General features: G+C 66.1%; 19 protein-coding genes. All 19 read left to right on the top strand.

Annotated elements, in window-relative coordinates; genetic code table 11:
- Positions 1-65: 65 nt before the first annotated feature.
- The 19 genes from BSY18_RS11635 (at position 66) to ftsA (ending at position 19,754) form a co-directional block, all read left to right on the top strand.
- Positions 66-1,055, top strand: a complete 990-nt coding sequence (locus BSY18_RS11635) for a cysteine synthase A (RefSeq protein ID WP_069050703.1) — start codon at positions 66-68, stop codon at positions 1,053-1,055.
- 69 nt (positions 1,056-1,124) lie between these two features.
- Positions 1,125-1,439, top strand: a complete 315-nt coding sequence (locus tag BSY18_RS11630) for a hypothetical protein (RefSeq protein WP_156317958.1) — start codon at positions 1,125-1,127, stop codon at positions 1,437-1,439.
- Positions 1,436-2,224 carry a Gldg family protein gene (locus BSY18_RS11625; protein ID WP_069050702.1) on the top strand — a complete coding sequence of 263 codons (789 nt, stop codon included), beginning with the start codon at positions 1,436-1,438 and terminating at the stop codon, positions 2,222-2,224. Before BSY18_RS11630 ends, BSY18_RS11625 begins: the two co-directional genes overlap by 4 nt.
- A 300-nt stretch (positions 2,225-2,524) precedes the next feature.
- On the top strand, positions 2,525-3,019 hold the full coding sequence (locus tag BSY18_RS11620; protein WP_054134043.1) for a division/cell wall cluster transcriptional repressor MraZ: 495 nt from the start codon (positions 2,525-2,527) through the stop codon (positions 3,017-3,019).
- Positions 3,019-4,014, top strand: coding sequence for a 16S rRNA (cytosine(1402)-N(4))-methyltransferase RsmH (gene rsmH / locus BSY18_RS11615; RefSeq protein ID WP_069050701.1), 996 nt, complete (start codon positions 3,019-3,021; stop codon positions 4,012-4,014). Before BSY18_RS11620 ends, rsmH begins: the two co-directional genes overlap by 1 nt.
- Positions 4,011-4,622: a hypothetical protein gene (locus BSY18_RS11610; protein WP_069050700.1), complete on the top strand. Its 612-nt coding sequence runs from the start codon at positions 4,011-4,013 to the stop codon at positions 4,620-4,622. Before rsmH ends, BSY18_RS11610 begins: the two co-directional genes overlap by 4 nt.
- Positions 4,619-6,343, top strand: a complete 1,725-nt coding sequence (locus BSY18_RS11605) for a peptidoglycan D,D-transpeptidase FtsI family protein (RefSeq protein WP_069050699.1) — start codon at positions 4,619-4,621, stop codon at positions 6,341-6,343. Before BSY18_RS11610 ends, BSY18_RS11605 begins: the two co-directional genes overlap by 4 nt.
- A 97-nt stretch (positions 6,344-6,440) precedes the next feature.
- Positions 6,441-7,868: a UDP-N-acetylmuramoyl-L-alanyl-D-glutamate--2,6-diaminopimelate ligase gene (locus BSY18_RS11600; protein WP_069050698.1), complete on the top strand. Its 1,428-nt coding sequence runs from the start codon at positions 6,441-6,443 to the stop codon at positions 7,866-7,868.
- Positions 7,865-9,286 carry a UDP-N-acetylmuramoyl-tripeptide--D-alanyl-D-alanine ligase gene (locus BSY18_RS11595; RefSeq protein WP_069050697.1) on the top strand — a complete coding sequence of 474 codons (1,422 nt, stop codon included), beginning with the start codon at positions 7,865-7,867 and terminating at the stop codon, positions 9,284-9,286. Before BSY18_RS11600 ends, BSY18_RS11595 begins: the two co-directional genes overlap by 4 nt.
- The gene (gene mraY / locus BSY18_RS11590) at positions 9,286-10,356 is read left to right on the top strand and encodes a phospho-N-acetylmuramoyl-pentapeptide-transferase (protein WP_054134048.1); all 1,071 of its coding nucleotides are present in this window, start codon (positions 9,286-9,288) and stop codon (positions 10,354-10,356) included. Before BSY18_RS11595 ends, mraY begins: the two co-directional genes overlap by 1 nt.
- Positions 10,353-11,690 carry a UDP-N-acetylmuramoyl-L-alanine--D-glutamate ligase gene (murD, locus tag BSY18_RS11585; protein WP_069050696.1) on the top strand — a complete coding sequence of 446 codons (1,338 nt, stop codon included), beginning with the start codon at positions 10,353-10,355 and terminating at the stop codon, positions 11,688-11,690. The genes mraY and murD overlap by 4 nt, the downstream gene beginning before the upstream one ends.
- The gene (locus BSY18_RS11580) at positions 11,687-12,919 is read left to right on the top strand and encodes an FtsW/RodA/SpoVE family cell cycle protein (protein WP_171900224.1); all 1,233 of its coding nucleotides are present in this window, start codon (positions 11,687-11,689) and stop codon (positions 12,917-12,919) included. Before murD ends, BSY18_RS11580 begins: the two co-directional genes overlap by 4 nt.
- The gene (murG, locus tag BSY18_RS11575) at positions 12,916-14,106 is read left to right on the top strand and encodes an undecaprenyldiphospho-muramoylpentapeptide beta-N-acetylglucosaminyltransferase (RefSeq protein ID WP_054134050.1); all 1,191 of its coding nucleotides are present in this window, start codon (positions 12,916-12,918) and stop codon (positions 14,104-14,106) included. The genes BSY18_RS11580 and murG overlap by 4 nt, the downstream gene beginning before the upstream one ends.
- Positions 14,103-15,515, top strand: coding sequence for a UDP-N-acetylmuramate--L-alanine ligase (gene murC / locus BSY18_RS11570; protein WP_069050695.1), 1,413 nt, complete (start codon positions 14,103-14,105; stop codon positions 15,513-15,515). The genes murG and murC overlap by 4 nt, the downstream gene beginning before the upstream one ends.
- Positions 15,512-15,706 (top strand): hypothetical protein, encoded by a 195-nt coding sequence (locus tag BSY18_RS11565; protein ID WP_054134052.1) that lies wholly within the window; start codon positions 15,512-15,514, stop codon positions 15,704-15,706. The genes murC and BSY18_RS11565 overlap by 4 nt, the downstream gene beginning before the upstream one ends.
- Positions 15,703-16,617, top strand: coding sequence for a UDP-N-acetylmuramate dehydrogenase (gene murB / locus BSY18_RS11560; protein ID WP_171900223.1), 915 nt, complete (start codon positions 15,703-15,705; stop codon positions 16,615-16,617). Before BSY18_RS11565 ends, murB begins: the two co-directional genes overlap by 4 nt.
- Positions 16,614-17,564: a D-alanine--D-alanine ligase gene (locus tag BSY18_RS11555; protein ID WP_069050693.1), complete on the top strand. Its 951-nt coding sequence runs from the start codon at positions 16,614-16,616 to the stop codon at positions 17,562-17,564. Before murB ends, BSY18_RS11555 begins: the two co-directional genes overlap by 4 nt.
- Positions 17,548-18,441 carry a cell division protein FtsQ/DivIB gene (locus tag BSY18_RS11550; protein ID WP_069050692.1) on the top strand — a complete coding sequence of 298 codons (894 nt, stop codon included), beginning with the start codon at positions 17,548-17,550 and terminating at the stop codon, positions 18,439-18,441. Before BSY18_RS11555 ends, BSY18_RS11550 begins: the two co-directional genes overlap by 17 nt.
- A complete protein-coding gene (gene ftsA, locus BSY18_RS11545; RefSeq protein WP_171900222.1) occupies positions 18,438-19,754 on the top strand; it encodes a cell division protein FtsA in 1,317 nt (438 codons plus the stop codon). Before BSY18_RS11550 ends, ftsA begins: the two co-directional genes overlap by 4 nt.
- Positions 19,755-19,885 lie beyond the last annotated feature (131 nt).

Here is a 19,885-nt window from a genome sequence, read left to right as displayed (position 1 = left end):
CCTTGCAGCGCACCTGTGCAGCAACTGGCTTGCCGCTGCGCGGACGCGGGCCTATCTACCCCGACATGACCACCACAGCCACCACCCTCGACCTGATCGGCAACACCCCGCTCGTTCGTCTTGCCGGCCCCAGCGAGGCCGCAGGCTGCGACATTTTCGGCAAATGCGAATATGCCAATCCCGGCGCTTCGGTAAAGGACCGCGCCGCGCTGTACATCGTGCGCGATGCAGAAGAGCGCGGCACATTGCTGCCCGGCGGCACGATCGTCGAAGGGACGGCGGGCAACACCGGCATCGGCATTGCGCTGGTGGCCAACGCAAAGGGCTACAAGACCATCATCGTCATGCCCGAGACCCAGTCCAAGGAAAAGATGGACACCTTGCGCGCGCTGGGGGCCGAGCTGGTTCTGGTGCCGGCCGCGCCCTATTCCAACCCCGGTCATTTCGTCCACACCTCGCGCCGTCTGGCCGAGGAAACGCCGGGCGCGGTGTGGGCGCAGCAGTTCGACAATATCGCCAACCGCCGCGCGCATATCGAGGGAACGGCAGAAGAAATCTGGGCGCAGATGGAAGGCCGCATCGACGGTTTCACCTGCGCGGCGGGCACCGGCGGCACGATCGCGGGCGTCGGCATGGGGCTCAAGGCCAAGGACGAGAAGGTGACCATCGCGCTCACCGATCCGCACGGCGCGGCGCTGTTCAATTATTACGCCAACGGCGAGCTCAAGGCCGAAGGTTCTTCGGTCGCAGAAGGCATCGGACAGGGCCGCATCACCGGCAACCTCGAAGATGCGCCGATCGACACCCAGTTCCGCATTTCGGACGAAGTCGGGCTGTACTGGGTGCAGCGGCTGCTCAAGGAAGAGGGGCTGTGCCTGGGGCTGTCGTCGGGGATCAATGTCGCAGGCGCGGTGGAACTTGGGCGGACGCTCGGGCCCGGATCGCGTGTTGTCACGATCCTGTGCGACACCGGCTTTCGCTATCTGTCGACGCTGTATAATCCCGAGTGGCTGCGCGCCAAGGGATTGCCGGTCTTCCCCTGGCTCGCGGATTGACCTATATTGCCCCGCATGGTCGCTGAAAAAGCCCGCAACATTGCACGTACCCCGGGGGGCAACCCCATCATGCACCGCCTGCAGATCGGCATTGCCGGAATCTTCGCGGTGCTGGTGATGGTCGCGCTCGCCGACATGCTGCTCCAGCGCGCAGGCGGCGAGGTTGCCGTCGAGGATGTCGCCGCGACCCCGCCGGGCACGCTTGAATCGGCCGCACCGCCTGTGGTGCAGGCGCCCGCCGCCAGCGAACCCTTGGTCGATCTGGGCGTGGTCCCCGATCTGCCCGCAGAGGGCGCGCAGCACAGCGTTGGCGGCCAGACCCCGGTGGTCGGCGAATTGCAGCCCAATCCCCAGTCCGGCACCGCGCCCGCACCCCAGCCGTGATCGCTCGCGCGCTCGCTGCATCCGCAGTCCTTGCGGTGGCGAGCGGCTGTTCGGCAGCCCCGGGCGGCGATGCCGACAATCCGCGCACCGCCGAACGAACGGCGGCGCTCGTTCCCGATGCGCCCAGGATGCGGGTCGTGCTGATGAGCAGCCTGCCGCTTGTCCATGGCGATGGCGTCGACATGCAGGCCATGCTCGCCGGGCAGAGCAGGCCGCACCCGCTGCACGATGCCCTCAAATCTGCGCACGATCTGGTGGTCGCCGATGCGCTGGACGACCAGACGCTGGAAAAGGCGGACCTCGTCGTGCTGGTGCAGCCGCGCGCCCTGCCGCCCGAAGCGCTGGTGGCGCTCGATGGCTATGTCCGCGGGGGTGGCAGGCTGTTGCTGTTTGCCGATCCGCTGCTGGAATGGCCCGGTGGCCAGGGCCTTGCCGATCCGCTGGGGCCGCAGCGCACCAGCCTGATCTCGCCGCTGCTCAGACACTGGGGGCTTGGCCTCGTCGACCTCGAAACCGAATCGGTTCGGTTGCAGCCCTCTGGGGCCGTTCTGGTGCATCCGGGGATTTTTGAGGTTTTGCCGGGGAAAATTGGGGACGCCGCCTGCCGCATCGATGCGCAGGGTCATGTCGCGCGGTGCCGGCCGGGCGAGGGGCGGGCGATACTGGTTGCCGATGCCGACCTGCTCGACCCTCGCATGATCAGCGATTCTGCCGAGTCGGGAGTTTTCAACCGTCGCTTCGTTGCCGGGCTGATCAGCGAGGTGTTGGCCAAGGACACGTCATGACAAGCCGGTCTGCGGTACCTTCGGCTCGTCCCGAAATTGAAGTATTGCCCCGCAATATGCCGCGCTAACCCCAAAAAAACCCTTCCATCCCCAAATCGCCCCTGTTATGGATATCCTTAATCGGGGTTCAAACCATTTGTCATGTCTGACCGGCCTGCAGCGCTCGTGCGCGGTGGGGGGAGGCGGCTTTACCCAGTTCCGGCTCGCCGGGCGGGGTCATGCATGTCGGACAGGCAGAACAAGACCCCCGAAACGGTCAGGGAAGACGCAACGGCGCGGCACAAGGGGTTCGATTAACAAGTGGCGGAAATCAGTGCCTTTCTCGGTTCTGCACTGACGACCATCGACCCCAAGGGCCGGATGGCCATTCCGGCCAACTTTCGAAACCCCCTGATCTACGGCAGCAAGGGCGAGAGCGTCGCCGTGCTCAGCTTCAACGCCGAAGGCCAGTGCCTGCAGGGCTGCGGCACCGCCCGCCTCGATTCGCTGCTCGCCCAGATGCAGCACCGCGAGCAGCTCGCCAGCGAACAGGGCGAGGAGTTTCGCACCGAGCTGTTCGGCGGACCGCGTTTCAACACCACTTTCCGCATTACCTTCGACGGCAGCGGTCGCCTGATCCTGCCCAAGTTGCTCGTCGCGATGGCGCGGATCGACAAGCACGTCTTCTTCAGCGGCAACGGCACTGATTTCAGCATCTGGGGTGTCGAGCATCTGCTGGCGATGGATGACCCCCGCCTGGCCTCGCAGCAGTATATCGCAAGGTTCATGATGGACGAGCTGGGGGGCAAGGCCTGATGGCGCGCCGTGAAACCCCTTCGGTCGAGACCAATGATGCTCCGCACGTCCCCGTGCTGCTCGCCGAGGTGCTCGAAGGCCTCGCGATTGCGCCGGGCGAAGTGCATGTCGATGCGACCTTCGGCGCGGGCGGATACAGCCGTGCCATGCTGGCCGCTGGCGCGACCGTCCATGGTCTTGACCGCGATCCCGATGCGGTCCCGGCAGGCGAGGCGCTGATTGCCGAAAGCGATGGCAAATTCGCGTTCCATGCGGCGCGCTTCTCGCAGCTCGCACAGGTGCTGCGCGCCGCAGGGGTGACCCAGGTCGATGGCATCGTGTTCGATATCGGCGTGTCGTCGATGCAGCTCGATCAGGCAGGCCGCGGCTTTTCGTTCCAGTCGGATGGCCCGCTCGACATGCGCATGGGGCAGGATGGCCTGAGCGCTGCCGATTTCATCAATACCGCCGACGAGGCGGACATCGCCGACATACTCTATCTGTATGGCGAGGAACGCCAGTCGCGCCGCATCGCCCGCGCGATCGTGGCTGCGCGTCCGCTCGAGCGCACGCTCGAACTGGCCGCGGTCGTCCGCAAGGCGCTGGGCTACCGGCCCGGCGCGCCCAAGGATCCTGCGACCCGCACCTTCCAGGCGATCCGCATCCACGTGAACGGCGAGCTTGACGAGCTGCGCGAGGGGCTTGTCGCTGCCGAGGCGATGCTTGCGCCGGGCGGACGTCTTGCCGTGGTCAGCTTCCACAGCCTCGAAGACCGCATCGTCAAGCGCTTCCTGAAGCTGCGCAGCGGCAGCGAGGGCGCCGGCTCGCGTCACCTTCCCGATCTGTCCGGCCAGCGCCGGGCCCCCAGTTTCGAAAAACCCGCCAGGCCGACCCGGGCGGGCGAGGCCGAATGCGCGCGTAACCCCCGCGCGCGTTCGGCCACCTTGCGGGTCGCGGTGCGCAGCGAGGCTCCGGCCTGGGGCGCGCACGATGATGCGGAAAGGCGTGCGGCATGATCCTGGCAGTCAAGCGCCTCAAGACTATCGGCTGGATCGCGCTGATTTTCATCGTCGCGATCGCACTGTATCCGCTGTCGCTGAGCGTCGCGACGCTGCGCAGCGACCTGACCCGCACCGAGCGCGAGATCCTGCGCACGCGCGCCGAGCTGCGCTATCTGGAAACCGAGTTCGCCACCCGCGCCAGCCTCAGCCAGCTGGCGATGTGGAACGACCTGGAATATGGCTATGAGGCGCCCAGCGCCGCGCAGTATCTGGATGGCGAGCGCGAGCTGGCCAATCTGGGCGACGAGATGCGCGAGCTCGACAAGCCGGTGCGCGTGGCGGCCATGACGATCAAGCCGCAGGCCGAGCCCGCCGCGATCAAGCCGGCACAGCTTGCCGCCGCCACCGTCAAGACTCCCGAGCCGCTGTCGGTCTCGGCGAGCGTCGCGATCATCAGTCCGGCGCGCGCGGCGACCGCAGCGACGACATCTCCCAAGGCCGCGCTTGGCGAGCCAGGCAAGGCCGAGAGCCGGACCCAAGGCCGCCGCCTGCTCGATGACAGGCTGCTCGACCGGATCAACAAGCAGGCGGACGCCGAACTCAAGAAGACGGGGGGCCAATGACCGCGCTCGCATCCGGCAGCCACAGGGTTCGCCTGGCCAGCAAGCGGCAGCACATGACGCTGACCGCGCAGGTGCGGCTGGTCGCGGTGCTCGCCCTGTTCGGTATCGGCGTCGGTGCGATCCTGCTGCGGCTGACCTTTATCGGCGTCTTCGGCGAACAGGCGCAGGCCGCCACGCGCTCTGCCCTGGTCGATCCGGGCCGGGGCGATATCGTCGACCGCAACGGCGTACCGCTCGCGCGCACGATCGATGGTTATGCCGTCCGTGTGGTGCCCGAACGGCTGATCGGCGACCGCAAGGTGCTGGCGGGCAAGCTGGCGCAGATCTTCCCCGATACCAGCGAGCAGCGCTTCCTCGATCTGCTCAGCCGCAACAAGCCGACCTATCTGCGTCACCGCGCGGTGCCCGAAGAGGTCAACCGCGTCCACGCGCTGGGCGAGGTCGGGATCGAATTTCCGCGCGAGAAGGAACGCTTCTATCCGCAGCTGCAGCTGGCAGCGCACGTGCTGGGCTATGTCCACCCCGATGGCCATGGCGTCTCCGGCATGGAGCGCGCGCTGGATGCCGAGCTGATCGATCCCAAGAAGCGGCTGACGCCTTCGGCGCTGTCTGTCGATATCCGGGTGCAGGCCGCGCTCGAGGACGAGCTTGGCCGCGCGATGAAATCCTATGATGCCAAGGCGGCCGCTGGCGTCGTGCTCGACGTGGAGACCGGCGAGGTGATGGCGATGACCTCGCTGCCCAGCTTCAACCCCAACCAGTTCGACGCCAGCAGCGCGGCGTTCGAGGCCAATCAGGTCACCTATCGCTTCTTCGAGCTGGGATCGACCTTCAAGCCGCTCACCGTCGCCGCTGCGATCGATGCGGGCACGGTGACCAACCTGTCGCGCCGCTACGATGCCAGCCGCCCGCTCAAGGTCGCAGGCTTCCAGATCCGCGACTCGCACTCGTCAGGCCGCTGGCTCAACGTCCCCGAAACGCTGGTGCACAGCTCGAACATCGTCACCGCGCAGATCGCTGACGAGCTGGGCCCCGAGCGGCTGCAGGCAGTGATGCGCAAGCTGCACTTCGACCGGCCCGCACAGATCAACCTGCGCGAAACCGTCAAGCCATTGTGGCCCGCAAGCTGGGGTCGGCTGACCAACATGACCGTCAGCTATGGCCATGGCATCGCGGTGAGCCCGCTGCACCTGGCCAGCGCTTATGCCGCAATGGTCAATGGTGGGGTCTATCGGCCCGCAACGCTGATGAAGCTGAAACCAAGCGACGTGCCGCGCGGCGAGCGGGTGTTCAAGGCATCGACCAGCGCGCGGATGAACCAGCTGCTGCGCATGATCGTGCGCGATGGCACCGGTCGCAAGGCCGAGGCTCCCGGCTTTCGCGTCGGCGGCAAGACAGGCTCCGCTGAAAAACCGGGTGCTGGCGGCTACAAGCGCAGTTCGGTGGTCGCGACCTTCGCGGCCGTCTTCCCGATGGATGCGCCGCGCTTCGTGGTGCTGATCATGATCGACGAGCCCGCGGGCAACTCGGCCTCCTCGTTCCAGCGCACCGCCGGCTGGACGGCAGCGCCGGTGGTGGCGCGGCTGGTCCCGCGGATCGGTCCGATGCTCGGGATCATCCCCGATGACCGGCGCGATGTCGATGTCTCCGAACTGATGCCGCTGCTGTGGAAGGCGCCGGTCAGGGCCGGGGCAAAGGGCGGGGCGGACGACCCGGCATAGGCAATTATACAATCCGGTGCGCAGCAGGGGTCTTGCATCTGCGCGGGGCAGACATAGAGGAGGCAGGAATTTACAGGGTCGAACAAAGGGCACGGAAATGAATTTGGGTGAACTGGCTCCCGGCCTGTCGGATCAGGATGCCGCGCAGACAGTCACCGGATTTGCCATCGATCACCGCAAGGTTGCCCCGGGCACCGTGTTCGGCGCCTTTGCCGGTGCGCGCTTCAACGGTGAGGATTTTATCGCCGATGCGGTCGCCGCCGGCGCCGTTGCCATCGTCGCCGCGCCCGATGCGGTCGTCAACGGCGCGATCCACATCGCCGATGCCCAGCCGCGCCGCGCCTTCGCGCAAATCGCCGCGCGCTTCTTCACCCCCGTTCCCGCGCACGTCGCCGCCGTCACCGGCACCAACGGCAAGACCTCGACGGCCGAGATGACCCGCCAGCTGTGGCGGATGGCAGGGCACAACGCCGCATCGATCGGCACTCTGGGGGTGACCACTTCGGTCGACCAGACGTCCACCGGGCTCACCACCCCCGATATCGTCACTTTTCTGGGCAACATGTCCGGCCTCGCGCGCGAGGGCGTGACGCATGCGATCTTCGAGGCATCAAGCCACGGCCTGTCGCAATACCGCACCGAAGGCCTGCCGGTGCAGGTCGGCGCCTTCACCAATCTCAGCCGCGATCACCTCGATTATCATGGCACGATGGAGGCCTATTTCGAGGCCAAGATGCGACTGATCGATGAGGTCGTGGCCGACAATGGCAGCTTTGTCGTCTGGGCAGACGACGAATGGTCGGCACGCGTGATCGACCGGGCAAAGGCGCGCGGGCTCGACCTGTTCACCGTGGGCAGCGCGGGCGAGGGTATCCGCCTTGTCAGCCGCACCCCGACCCAGCTTGGCCAGCTCCTCGTGCTTTCGCATGATGGCAAGGAAATGAAGGTCAACTTGCCGCTGATCGGCGCCTATCAGGCTGCCAATGCTCTGGTCTCGGCAGGCATCGTCATCGCCGCCGGTGGCGACCCCAGGCAGGTGTTCGATCATATGGGCCGGTTGCAGCCGGTGCGCGGCCGGCTCGAGCGCGCGGTAATCACCCGCGCGGGCGCTCCGGTCTATGTCGATTATGCCCACACCCCAGACGGCCTGCAAGCCGCGATCGAGGCGCTGCGTCCGCATGTCAGCGGCCGGCTGATCACATTGTTCGGCGCAGGCGGAGACCGCGACACCGGCAAGCGCCCGCAAATGGGCAAGGTGGCCAGCGACCTGTCCGATGTGGTAATCGTCACCGACGACAATCCGCGGTCCGAGGACCCGGCCACCATCCGCACCGCGATCATGGCGGCAGCACCCAATGCAACCGAGATCGGCGGACGCCGCGAGGCGATTGCCGCAGCGGTGGCGATGGCGGGCGCCGACGATATCGTGCTGCTCGCGGGCAAGGGCCACGAGCAGGGCCAGATCGTGGGAGACCGCGTGCTTCCATTCGACGATGTTCAGGTTGCGCGGGAGTGCGCGGCATGATGAGCCTCTGGACCTCATCCGAAATCGCAGCGGCGACCGGCGGCACGGCATCTGCCGACTTTGCCGTCACCGGCGTGGCGTTCGACTCGCGCGAGATCGTGCCGGGTGACCTGTTCATCGCGATGCGCGGCGAGGCAACCGACGGGCACAAGTTCATCGACCGCGCGGTGGCGGCTGGCGCTGCTGGCGTGATTACCGAGCAGCCGATCGACCACCCCCACGTGCTGGTGGCCGATAGCGCCGCCGCGCTCACCGCTTTGGGCCGCGCCGCGCGTGACCGCAGCCAGGCCATGATCATCGGCGTCACCGGCTCTGCGGGCAAGACCGGCACCAAGGAGGCGCTGTTCCACGCGCTCGATCGGATGGCGCCGGGCAGCGCGCATCGCTCGGTCAAGAGTTACAACAACCATGTCGGCGTCCCGTTGAGCCTCGCCCGGATGCCGCGCGACGCGCGCTTCGGCGTGTTCGAGATGGGGATGAACCATGCAGGCGAGCTCGCCGAGCTGACCCGGATCGTCCGCCCGCACATCGCGATCATCACAACCATCGCGCCTGCACACATCGGCAATTTCGCCAATGGCGAGGAAGGCATCGCCGATGCCAAGGCCGAGATCTTCCAGGGGCTGGAGCCGGGCGGCACCGCCATCCTGCCGCATGACAACCGCCATTTCGCGCGCCTGCATGCCGCAGCCCGCGCTTGCACCGACACGATCATCCGCTTCGGCAGCCAGCCCGACAGCGAAGCGCGGCTGATCGACAGCATCGCCGCGATCGAAGGCGGATCGCTGGTCACCGCCCAGATCGGCGAGGCCCGGCTGTGCTTCCGCATCGCTGCCCCCGGCGAGCACTGGGTGATGAATGCGCTGGCAGTGATGGCCGCGATCGAGGCCGCGGGCGGCGACCTTGCCATCGCCGGCCTGGCGCTCGCCAACCTGCCCGGGCTTGCAGGTCGTGGCGAACGGCTGACGATTGCGACTCCCGATGGCGGCGAAGCGCTGCTGATCGATGAGGCGTACAACGCCAATCCGGCATCGATGGCCGCCACGCTCGCGCAATTGGCCAAGGAGCCCGCGCCGCGCCGCATCGCGGTGCTCGGCGCGATGAAGGAGATGGGGGAAACGTCGGATCATTATCACGCCGCGCTCGCCGCGCCGGTGATCGCGGCCGATATCGCCTCGGTCATTCTGGTCGGCGATGAAATGGCACCCCTTGCCGATGCGCTCAGCAATTCGCTTGAGTGGCACGGAACAATCGCGCATGTGCCCGCCGCCGACGCGGCGCTTGCAGCGCTGCGGGCACAACTGGCCGATGGCGATGCCGTGCTCGTCAAGGGGTCCAATTCCGTGGGGTTATCTGCGCTGGTGCGCGCGCTGGCACAGCCGCCAGCAGGCGGCGCTTTGGCGCAGAAGGGGGTTTGATGCTGTATCTTCTCGCGCAATATCTGGATTTCGAGGGGCCGCTGAACCTCATCCGCTATCTGAGCTTCCGCTCTGGGGCGGCAATCGTCACCGCGCTGCTGATCGGGCTGATCATCGGTCCGCGCTTCATCCTGATGCTGCGCATGCGCCAGGGCAAGGGCCAGCCGATCCGCACCGACGGGCCGCAGACCCACCTCGCCAAGCGCGGCACGCCGACCATGGGCGGGCTGATGATCCTCATTTCGCTCAGCATTTCGGTGTTGCTGTGGATGGACCTCAGTAACGTGTTCGTCTGGGCGTGCCTTGCCGTGACGCTGGGTTTCGGCCTGATCGGGTTTCTCGATGACTTCGACAAGGTGCGCAAGGCCAGCCACAAGGGCGTATCGGGCCGGGTGCGGCTGCTGGGCGAATTCATCATCGCAGGCGTTGCCAGCTGGATTATCCTGCGTGAGACCGGAACGCTGCTCTACGTGCCGTTCATCAACTACCCGCCGTTCGACCTTGGCCTGTTCTATATCCCCTTTGCCGCGTTCACGATTGTCGCGTTCGGCAATGCGGTGAACCTCACCGACGGGCTCGACGGACTCGCGACCTTCCCGGTGATCATCGCCAGCCTCACCTTCCTGCTGATCGTCTATATGGTCGGCAACGCCAAGTTCGCCGCGTATCTGGGCATCCCGCATGTTCCGGGCGCGGGCGAACTGGCGATCTATTGCGGGTGCATCATCGGCGCGTGCCTTGCCTTCCTGTGGTTCAACGCTCCGCCCGCTGCCGTGTTCATGGGTGACACCGGATCGCTGGCACTGGGCGGAGCACTGGGCGCGATCGCGGTCGCATCGCACCACGAGATCGTGCTGGGCATCGTCGGCGGACTGTTCGTGGTCGAAGCCATGTCGGTGATCATCCAGGTGTTCTTCTTCAAGCGCACCGGCAAGCGCGTGTTCCGCATGGCGCCGATCCATCACCATTTCGAGCAATTGGGCTGGCCTGAATCGACCGTGGTGATCCGCTTCTGGATCATCGCTCTGGTGCTGGCGCTCGCCGGTCTTGCGACGTTGAAGATTCGTTGATCGTCTCTCCCGCCTTTGCCGCGAAACGCTATTGCATCCTCGGGCTGGCACGCTCGGGTCTGGCGACGCTCGATGCGCTGATGGCATCGGGCGCGCAGTGCACCGTGTGGGACAATCGCGAGGAAGCGCGCGAGACCGCGATCGCCAACCATCCCGATGTGGTGATCGGCGATCCGATGGAAATCGACCTGGCAGGGTTCGACGGCCTGATCGTTTCGCCCGGCGTGCCGCTGAACCGACACCCGGTGGCAGATCGTGCCCGCGCCGCCGATGTCCCGATCATCGGCGATATCGAGCTGTTCGCGCTTGCCCGTACTAGCCTGCCGCCGCACCGCGTGGTCGGCATCACCGGGACCAATGGCAAGTCGACCACCACCGCGCTGATCCACCACATCCTGCGCGAGGCGGGGGTGCCGACGATCATGGGCGGCAATATCGGCCTGCCGATCCTGTCGCAGCCGCCGCTCTCGCCCAATGAGGCTGGCACCGGGGTCTATGTGCTCGAGCTGTCGAGCTATCAGATCGACCTGACCTTCAGCCTCGATTGCGATGTCGCGGTGCTGCTCAACATCACCCCCGACCATCTCGATCGCTATGACGGCTTTGCCGGATATTGCGCCGCCAAGGCGCGGCTGTTCAGCATGCAGAGCGACGCCCATGTCGCGGTGATCGCCACCGATGACGAGCCGACGCGCGCGATCGCCGCCACGCTGGCAGCGCCGCTCGAGGTGCATGCGAGCGACATCCCGGCAGGTGATCAGGCCGCCTGGCCCAGCCTGCAGGGGCCGCACAATGCGCAGAACATTGCCGTCGCGCTGGGCGTGGCTCATGCGCTCGGGCTCGACGAGGCGCAGACGCGCCGCTCGCTCGCCACCTATTCCAGCCTGCCGCACCGCATGGAGCGCGTCGCCGAGCATCGCGGCGTGGTGTATGTCAACGACAGCAAGGCGACCAACCCGGCCTCCACCGCGCCTGCGCTGGGCGCATTCGCACGGATCCACTGGATCGTCGGCGGTCTGCCCAAGGGTGACAGCCTCGATGAATGCGCCGAGCATTTCGGCCATGTCGTCCACGCCTACACCATCGGCGAGGCGGGTCCGGTGTTTGCCGATCAGCTCGAAAAGGTGATGCCGGTGACCCGCGCCGAAATGATGGCCAATGCCGTGCGCAGCGCGATGGACAATGCGGCAGCGGGTGACGTCGTTCTGCTTTCCCCGGCCTGCGCCTCGTTCGACCAGTTCCGCGATTTCGAAGCGCGTGGCGACTGCTTCCGCCAGATCGTCGACGCGTTGATCGCCCAGGATGTCAACCAGCACAAGGATGTCGCGCAATGAGCGATCTGGCTGCAACCGCTCCCGCTGCCGCACAGGCAGGCCCGCGCGCCTACAAGTTGCCGCGCAATCTCAGCCGCCGCCTGGGCCGCAGCGACCGCTCGCAGCTGGCGATCTGGTTCTGGGAACTCGACCGCGTGCTGCTGGCGCTGATCATGATGCTGATCGCCATCGGGCTGATCGCGGTGCAGGCGGCATCGCCCGCCAGCGCGCGGCGGCTCTCGACCGCGACCGAAACGCTGAGCCCGCTCTATTTCTTCTATCGGCAATTGGGCTGGGTCATCGTCAGCCTGGGCTTCATGTTCGTGGTCTCAATGCTGCCCAAGCGCGAGGCGCGGCGGCTGGCGATCATCATGGCGTGCATCTGCTTCGTGCTGCTGATGCTGGTGCCGATCATGGGCAACACGGTCAACGGCGCCAAGCGCTGGATCGGTTACGGCATCGGCATCCAGCCCTCGGAATTCCTCAAGCCTGCCTATGCGGTGACCATGGGCTGGATCATCTCGCTGAGGGTCAAGGACCCCAGCCTGCCGGTGCTCAAGCTCTCGGCGGCGATCACGTTGTGCATCGCCATGCTGCTGATGCGCCAGCCGGATCTCGGCCAGACGATCATGTTCATCGGCATCTGGTTCACGCTGATGCTGCTGGCCGGGCTGCCGATGCAGGTGGTCGCTGGCGGCGTCGGGCTGGGCGCGGTCGGCATGACCGCCGCCTATTTCTTCTATCCGGTCGCCACCCAGCGCATCAACGGCTGGCTGTTCGGCGCGGGCGAATATGACCATGTCATGTTCGCCCACAAGACGCTCACCGGCGGCGGGCTCATCGGCACCGGCCCAGGGCTGGGCACGCACAAGTTCAACCTGCCCGAGGCGCACACCGACTATATCTTCTCCGTCATCGGCGAGGAATTCGGCCTGCTCGCCTGCGCGGCGATCGCGCTCGTCTATTTCGCGATCATCGCGCGCATCTGCATGCGGCTGCTCGAGGAACGCGACCTGTTCACCATCATGGCCGTGGCTGGCCTCACCGCGCAGCTGGGCGGTCAGGCGTTCATCAACATCGCGGTGAACCTGCAACTGTTCCCCTCCAAGGGCATGACGCTGCCGTTTATCAGCTATGGCGGATCGTCGATGATCGCGCTGGGCATCGGCGCGGGATTGCTGTTGTCGCTGACCCGGCGTAACCCGTTCGAAGACCGCACTTTGCTCGGTCAGGACTGGAGCCGAGGATGAATGTATCGCGCCATTATGTGCTGGCCGCAGGCGGCACCGGCGGACACCTGATCCCCGCCTTTGCGCTCGCGCGCGAGTTGCAGCAGCGCGGGCACCACATCGCGCTGGTGACCGATGAGCGCGGCGCGAAAATTCCGGGGATCTTCGAAGGCGATCAGGTGCACATCCTGCCGCCGGGCCGGATCGCGGGCGGGCCTTTGGGCTGGCTCAAGGGCATGAAGGGCATCTGGGCGGGGCGCAATATGGCGCTCAACCTGTTCGAGACCTTCCAGCCGACCGCGGTCGTGGGCTTTGGCGGCTATCCTGCGCTGCCCACGTTGCTGGCGGCGCAGAAGGCCGGGATCCCCACAGTGATCCACGAGCAGAACGCGGTGCTGGGCCGGGTCAACCGCTTCATGGCGGGGCGGGTCAACGCGATCGCCACCGCCTACAAGCAGGTCGACCGGCTCAACCCCAAACATGCCGACCGCGTGCATGTCGTGGGCAATCCGGTGCGCGAAGAGGTGCTGGAACTGCGTGGGCAGAACTATCCGCCGCTGCTCGAGGACGGCGTGTTCCGCGTGCTCGTCACCGGCGGAAGCCAGGGCGCGCGAGTGCTCTCCGAAGTGGTGCCCGACGGCCTTGCGATGCTGCCGGTCAATCTGCGCCGCCGCCTGCAGGTCGTCCAGCAGTGCCGCGAAGAGGACATCGAAGGCGTTCGCGCCAAATATGCCGAGCATGGCATCCCGGCCGAACTCGCCACCTATATGAACGACCTGCCCGAGAAATTGGGCTGGTCGCACCTGTTCATCGGCCGCGCCGGCGCCTCGACGATTGCCGAACTGACTGCGGCGGGCAGGCCAGCAATCCTGGTGCCGCTGCCGATCGCCACCGACGACCACCAGACCGCCAATGCGCGCGAGATGGTCAAGGCCGGCGGTGCGCGCTCGATCCGGCAGGAGGCGTTCACGCCCAAGGAGCTGGCCAAGCAGATCCAGAAGATGGCGCTTGACCCGCACGCGCTCGAGAACGCCGCGCTGGCCGCGCACAAATGCGGCTATCCGCACGCGGTGCGTGATCTGGCCGATCTGGTGGAAAGTTTTGGCGGTGCGCCATTGGTCGATGTGATCCGGGTGGCGCCTGCCGCCAAGGGACACGCGATCGGCGGCGAAGCACTCGCACGCGATACGGAAAGAGCAGAAGCATGAAGGGCGTCGGAGTCGACATCGGGACCATCCATTTCATCGGCATCGGCGGCATCGGCATGTCCGGGATCGCCGAAGTGATGCACAATCTGGGCTACAAGGTTCAAGGGTCCGACATCGCCGAGGGCTATGTCATCGAGGGCCTGCGCAAGCGCGGCATCAAGGTGATGATCGGCCACAAGGCGGAGAACCTGGGCGATGCTGCCGTGGTGGTCACCTCCACTGCGATCAAGCGCGGCAATCCCGAGGTCGATCTTGCGCTGGAAACGCGCGTCCCCGTGGTGCGCCGCGCGGAAATGCTCGCCGAGCTGATGCGGCTGAAATCCACCGTCGCGGTGGCGGGCACGCACGGCAAGACCACGACCACCTCGATGATCGCGGCCATGCTCGATGCGGGCGGCATCGACCCCACGGTGATCAACGGCGGCATCATCAACAGCTACGGCTCGAATGCCCGCCTGGGTGCGAGCGAGTGGATGGTGGTCGAGGCTGATGAAAGCGATGGCAGCTTCCTGCGGCTCGACGGCACGATCGCGGTGGTCACCAACATCGATCCCGAACATCTCGACCATTACGGCAGCTTCGACGCGGTCAAGGATGCGTTCGTCGAGTTCGTGCAGAACGTGCCGTTCTATGGCGCGGCGATCCTGTGCCTCGATCACCCCGAGGTCCAGGCGATCCTGCCGCGGGTCAAGGACCGGCGGATCGTGACCTACGGTTTTTCCGCGCAGGCCGATATTCGCGGCGACAATGTCGTCTCGATTCCCGGCGGCAACCGCTTCGACGTCACCGTGCGCGAGCGCGATGGATCGACCCGGCAGATCTCGGGCATCGAAATGCCGATGCCGGGCCGCCACAATGTTCAGAATGCGATCGCCGCAATCGCGGTCGGCTTGCAGATGGGCATGCAGGACAGCGACATCATCACCGGTTTTGCCCAGTTCGGCGGGGTCAAGCGGCGCTTCACCAATGTCGGCATCGTGGACGGCGTGACGATCATCGACGATTACGGCCACCACCCGGTCGAAATTCGCGCGGTGTTGGCCGCCGCGCGTGAGGGCGTGCAGAACCGGATCATCGCGGTGGTCCAGCCGCACCGCTATTCGCGGCTGGGCGATCTGATGGACGAGTTCCAGCAGGCGTTCAACGATGCCGACATCGTCTATGTCGCGCCGGTCTATGCGGCGGGCGAGGACCCGGTCGAGGGCGTCAGCGCCGAAGCGCTGGCAAGCGGCCTCAAGGCACGCGGCCACCGCCAGGCCCGCACGATCAGTGGCCCCGAAGAGTTGGCCGATCTGCTGGCCGCCGAGGCGCAGGATGGCGACATGGTCATCTGCCTGGGCGCGGGCGACATCACCAAATGGGCGGCAGGGCTCGCCGACGCGATCAGTGCGCGGAGAGTGGCAGCATGAGCACGCCGTTCGACTGGATGATCGACATGCAAAAGCAGATGATCGATGCCCAGCGCCAGCAGATGCAGGCGGGGCAGAAGGCGCTCGAGGCGTGGAAGAAGTCCGTGGATGGTGCCTCGGCGATGCGCGATGCCGCGAATGCGCAGCAGCGCGCGGTGAAGAGCTGGCTGTCGATCTGGGGCGTTAAATGACGGCAGCCGCCGCCTCGATAGAAACAATGCCGGCAGTGGCAGGCAGGCTGACGGCGCATGCGCCGCTGGCTCCATTGCTGTGGTTCAAGACCGGGGGCGCGGCCGACTGGCTGTTCGAACCGAAGGATGCCGATGATCTGGCCGAGTTTCTGGCAGCTCTCGACCCTTCCATCCCCGTGATGGCTTTGGGGCTGGGATCGAACCTGATCGTGCGCGATGGCGGCGTGCCCGGTGTCGTCGTGCGGCTGGGCAAGGCGTTTGCGCAGGTTCAGCGCACCGGCGACCTGACGCTGCGCTGCGGGGCAGGGGCCTCGGGCATCCTCGTCTCCTCCACCGCGCGTGATGGTGGCATCGGCGGGCTTGAATTCCTGCGCTCGATCCCCGGCACCGTCGGAGGCTTCGTGCGGATGAACGGCGGCGCCTATGGGCGCGAGGTCAAGGACATCCTGATCGATTGCGACGTGGTGCTGCGCGATGGTTCGCGGCGCACGCTGGCGCTCGCCGACTTGCATTATACCTATCGCCATTCGGAGCTTCCCGAAGGCGCGATCGTGATCGGCGCGACCTTCACCGGATCGCGCGCCGAGCCTGCCGCGATCCAGGCCGAGATGGACCGCATCGCCGCCTCGCGCGAGGCCAGCCAGCCGCTGCGTAGCAAGACCGGCGGGTCGACCTTCAAGAACCCCGAAGGCCACAAGGCTTGGCAGCTGGTCGATCAGGCTGGGTGCCGTGGCTTGCAGATCGGCGGCGCGCAGGTGAGCGAGAAGCACACCAACTTCCTGATCAACACCGGCACCGCCACCAGCGCCGACATCGAAGCGCTGGGCGAGGAAGTGCGCTCCCGCGTGAAGGCGCAATCGGGCGTCGAGCTGGAATGGGAAATCCAGCGGATAGGGAGCCCCGTAGCATGACTCTCCCCAAGCTCCATATCGCCGTGCTGATGGGCGGCTGGTCGGCCGAACGCGAGGTGTCGCTGATGAGCGGCGAGGGCGTCGCCAAGGCGCTGGAATCGCGCGGGCATACCGTGACCCGCGTCGACATGGATCGCAATGTCGCCGCGGTGCTCGCCGGCATCCGCCCCGATCTGGTGTTCAACGCGCTGCACGGTACACCGGGCGAGGATGGCAGCGTGCAGGGCATGCTCGATCTGATGCAGATCCCGTACACGCACTCTGGCATGGCCACCTCGGTGATCGCGATCGACAAGGTGCTGACCAAGCAGGCGCTGCTGCCGCACGGCATTCCGATGCCCGGCGGGCACATCGTACGCTCTGAAAGCCTCTACACCGGCGACCCGCTGCCGCGGCCTTATGTGCTCAAGCCCGTCAACGAAGGCTCGTCGGTCGGTGTCGCCATCGTCAAGGCGGACAGCAATTATGGTGACCCGATTGCGCGCGATGCCGTGGGACCATGGCAGGAATTCGACGAGCTGCTCGCCGAACCTTTCATCAAGGGCCGCGAGCTGACCACTGCCGTGCTGGGCGACCGGGCATTGGGCGTCACCGAGCTGCAGACCAAGTCGGGCTTCTACGACTATGATGCCAAGTATACCGACGGCCTGACGCTGCACATCTGCCCTGCCGACATCCCCGAGGATATCGCGGCGCTGTGCATGGACCTGGCACTGCGCGCGCACAACATCCTGGGATGCAAGGGCGCATCGCGCTCGGACTTCCGCTGGGATGACGAGAAGGGTGTGGACGGGCTGTTCCTGCTCGAAGTCAACACACAGCCGGGTATGACATCTCTCAGCCTGGTTCCCGAACAGGCGGCACATATCGGCATCAGCTATGCCGATCTGGTTGAGATTATCGTGGAAAGCGCATTGGGGGGCACCCGGCATGACGACACGGATTAAACGCGGCACATCGGCCAAACGGGGCGCGACCCGCGCCAAGCCGCGCACCGCGCAAAGATCGCGCACCAACGCCGCGCTGGCGCGGCTGCCGTTCAACGAAGACCAGCTGCAGAAGGCCGCGACCATCGGCGTGCTGGGGCTGCTGGCGCTGGCCGGGGTCATCACCGCGCAGTTCATGGGCCTGCCCGGCATGGTGCAGGAAGAGATGGCGCTGGCCGCCGGGCGCGCGGGCTTCGAGGTCAAGAAGGTCGAGGTGCGCAACGTCGACAAGATGAACGAGCTCAAGGTCTACGAAATCGTGCTGGCGCAGAAGGACCGGTCGATGCCGCAGGTCGATCTGGAAGAGCTCCGCCGCGAACTCACCCGGTTCAGCTGGATCGCCGATGCGCGAATCTCGCGCCAGCTGCCCGATACGCTGATCGTCGATATCGTCGAGCGCGAGCCACTGGCGGTGTGGGAGGATCGCGGCAAGGTGATGCTGGTCGATGCCGAAGGCGTCGCGCTCGAGCCAAGCCCCGGCCAGATCGATCCCAAAATGCTGCGGATCGTCGGCAAGCGCGCCAATGCGAAGATCGGCGACCTTACCGAACTGCTCGATGCAGCGCCCGCGCTGACCCCGCAGGTCAAGGAGGCCGAATGGGTCGGCAACCGCCGCTGGAACCTGACCTTCCACACGGGCGAGGTGCTGGCACTTCCCGAGGGCGAGGACCTGTCCGAAGCCGCGCTGATCAACTTTGCGCGGATGGATGGGGTCAACCGGCTGCTCGGCAAGGGCGTGACCTATTTCGATCTGCGCGATCCCGAACGCGCTTACTTGCGCAAACCCCGCAACCCCACCAAACCCGAAGGCGATGCGATCGCATCGGCAGCGCAATGAGCGGCGGCAAGCCCCGCAAGGGCGGCGCGGCCGTGCCCCGGATCGAAAAGACCTTCGGCGCGCTCGACATCGGCTCGTCCAAGGTCTGCGCGATGATCGTCGGGCGCACCGATGCGGGCGAGCTGCTGGTGCTGGGCACCGGGCAGAGGGCGAGCGATGGGGTCAAGCGCGGCTATATCACCGACATGCAGGCGACCGAGCTTGCAGTGCGCGAAGCGGTCGAGCAGGCCGAGCGGATCGCCGGGCTGAACATCGATCATGTTCATGTCAGCTGCACCTCGGGCGGGCTCACCAGTACGATCGCGCGGGTCGAGATAGATCTGGGCGGGGGCCGTATCGACGAGGATGACGTCGATCACCTGCTCGCCGCCGGGCGCGAAACGATCCAGCCGGGCGGGCGCATGGTGCTGCACGCGCAACCTGCGCTTTACACGCTCGACGGCGCGACCGGGGTCAAGAAGCCGATCGGGCTGCACGCCGAGCGGCTGGGCGTCGATATCCACGTGGTGTTCGCCGATGGGGCGCCGGTGCGCAACATCGACCAGACCGTGGCGGCGGCATATCTCGGCGTCAGCGGCATCGTTGCCGCGCCGATCGCGGCGGGCACCGCGTGCCTGGGCGAGGAAGAGCGCGAGCTGGGCGTCGCGCTGATCGAAATGGGCGCGGCGGTCACCAACATCTCGCTGTACGCCGGCGGCATGCTGGTCGGGCTGTTCACCATTCCCTTTGGCGGCGCGGACATCACCGATGCGATCGCGTCCGCCTTCGGGCTGCGCCGGGCCGAGGCCGAGCGGATCAAGTGCTTCCACGGCGCGGCTACGTCCTCGCCGCGCGACAACCACGACATGATCGACCTGCGCCTGCCCGAAGAGGACAGCAAGCTGGTGGGCGCAGGCGCCCGCGCGCCCGACGACAAGCATTCGATCAGCCGCGCGCAACTGGTATCGGTCATCCGCCAGCCACTCGATTATCTGATCGGAGAGATCACCAAGGGACTGAAGGAGCTGGGCTTTACCGGCGCGCAGGGGCAGCGGATCGTGCTCACCGGCGGGTGTGCGGAGCTGCGCGGGCTGGCCGATCACATGCAGGTGGCGCTGGGCCGCACGGTGCGGATCGGGCGGCCTTCGGGGCTGGCGGGTCTTCCGGACGCGCATGCGGGCCCTGCCTTTTCGACGCTGGCCGGGCTCGCGCTGTTCGCGGCTGACGAGCCGGTGGACATTCGCAGCATTGCGTCGAGCTATCAGCAGGTTCATCGCCATTCGGGTGCGGCGGTATTGCAGCGTCTGTGGCGGGCATTGGTCGGCAATTTCTGACGATGAGCGACCAATGGCGCAACGATACGCACGAAGTGGTGGAAAAACCCGATTTTTTACGTGAATTCGCGAATCAATCTGTGCAATGTGCACTTTGTAATTTGCTTCAAATTTATGAAGCAGGGGAGAAT

Source organism: Blastomonas sp. RAC04 (assembly GCF_001713435.1).
Taxonomy (GTDB): Bacteria; Pseudomonadota; Alphaproteobacteria; order Sphingomonadales; family Sphingomonadaceae; genus Blastomonas; species Blastomonas fulva.
Note: the sequence above shows the minus strand (reverse complement) of the source record. Positions and strands in the feature narration are given on the sequence as shown.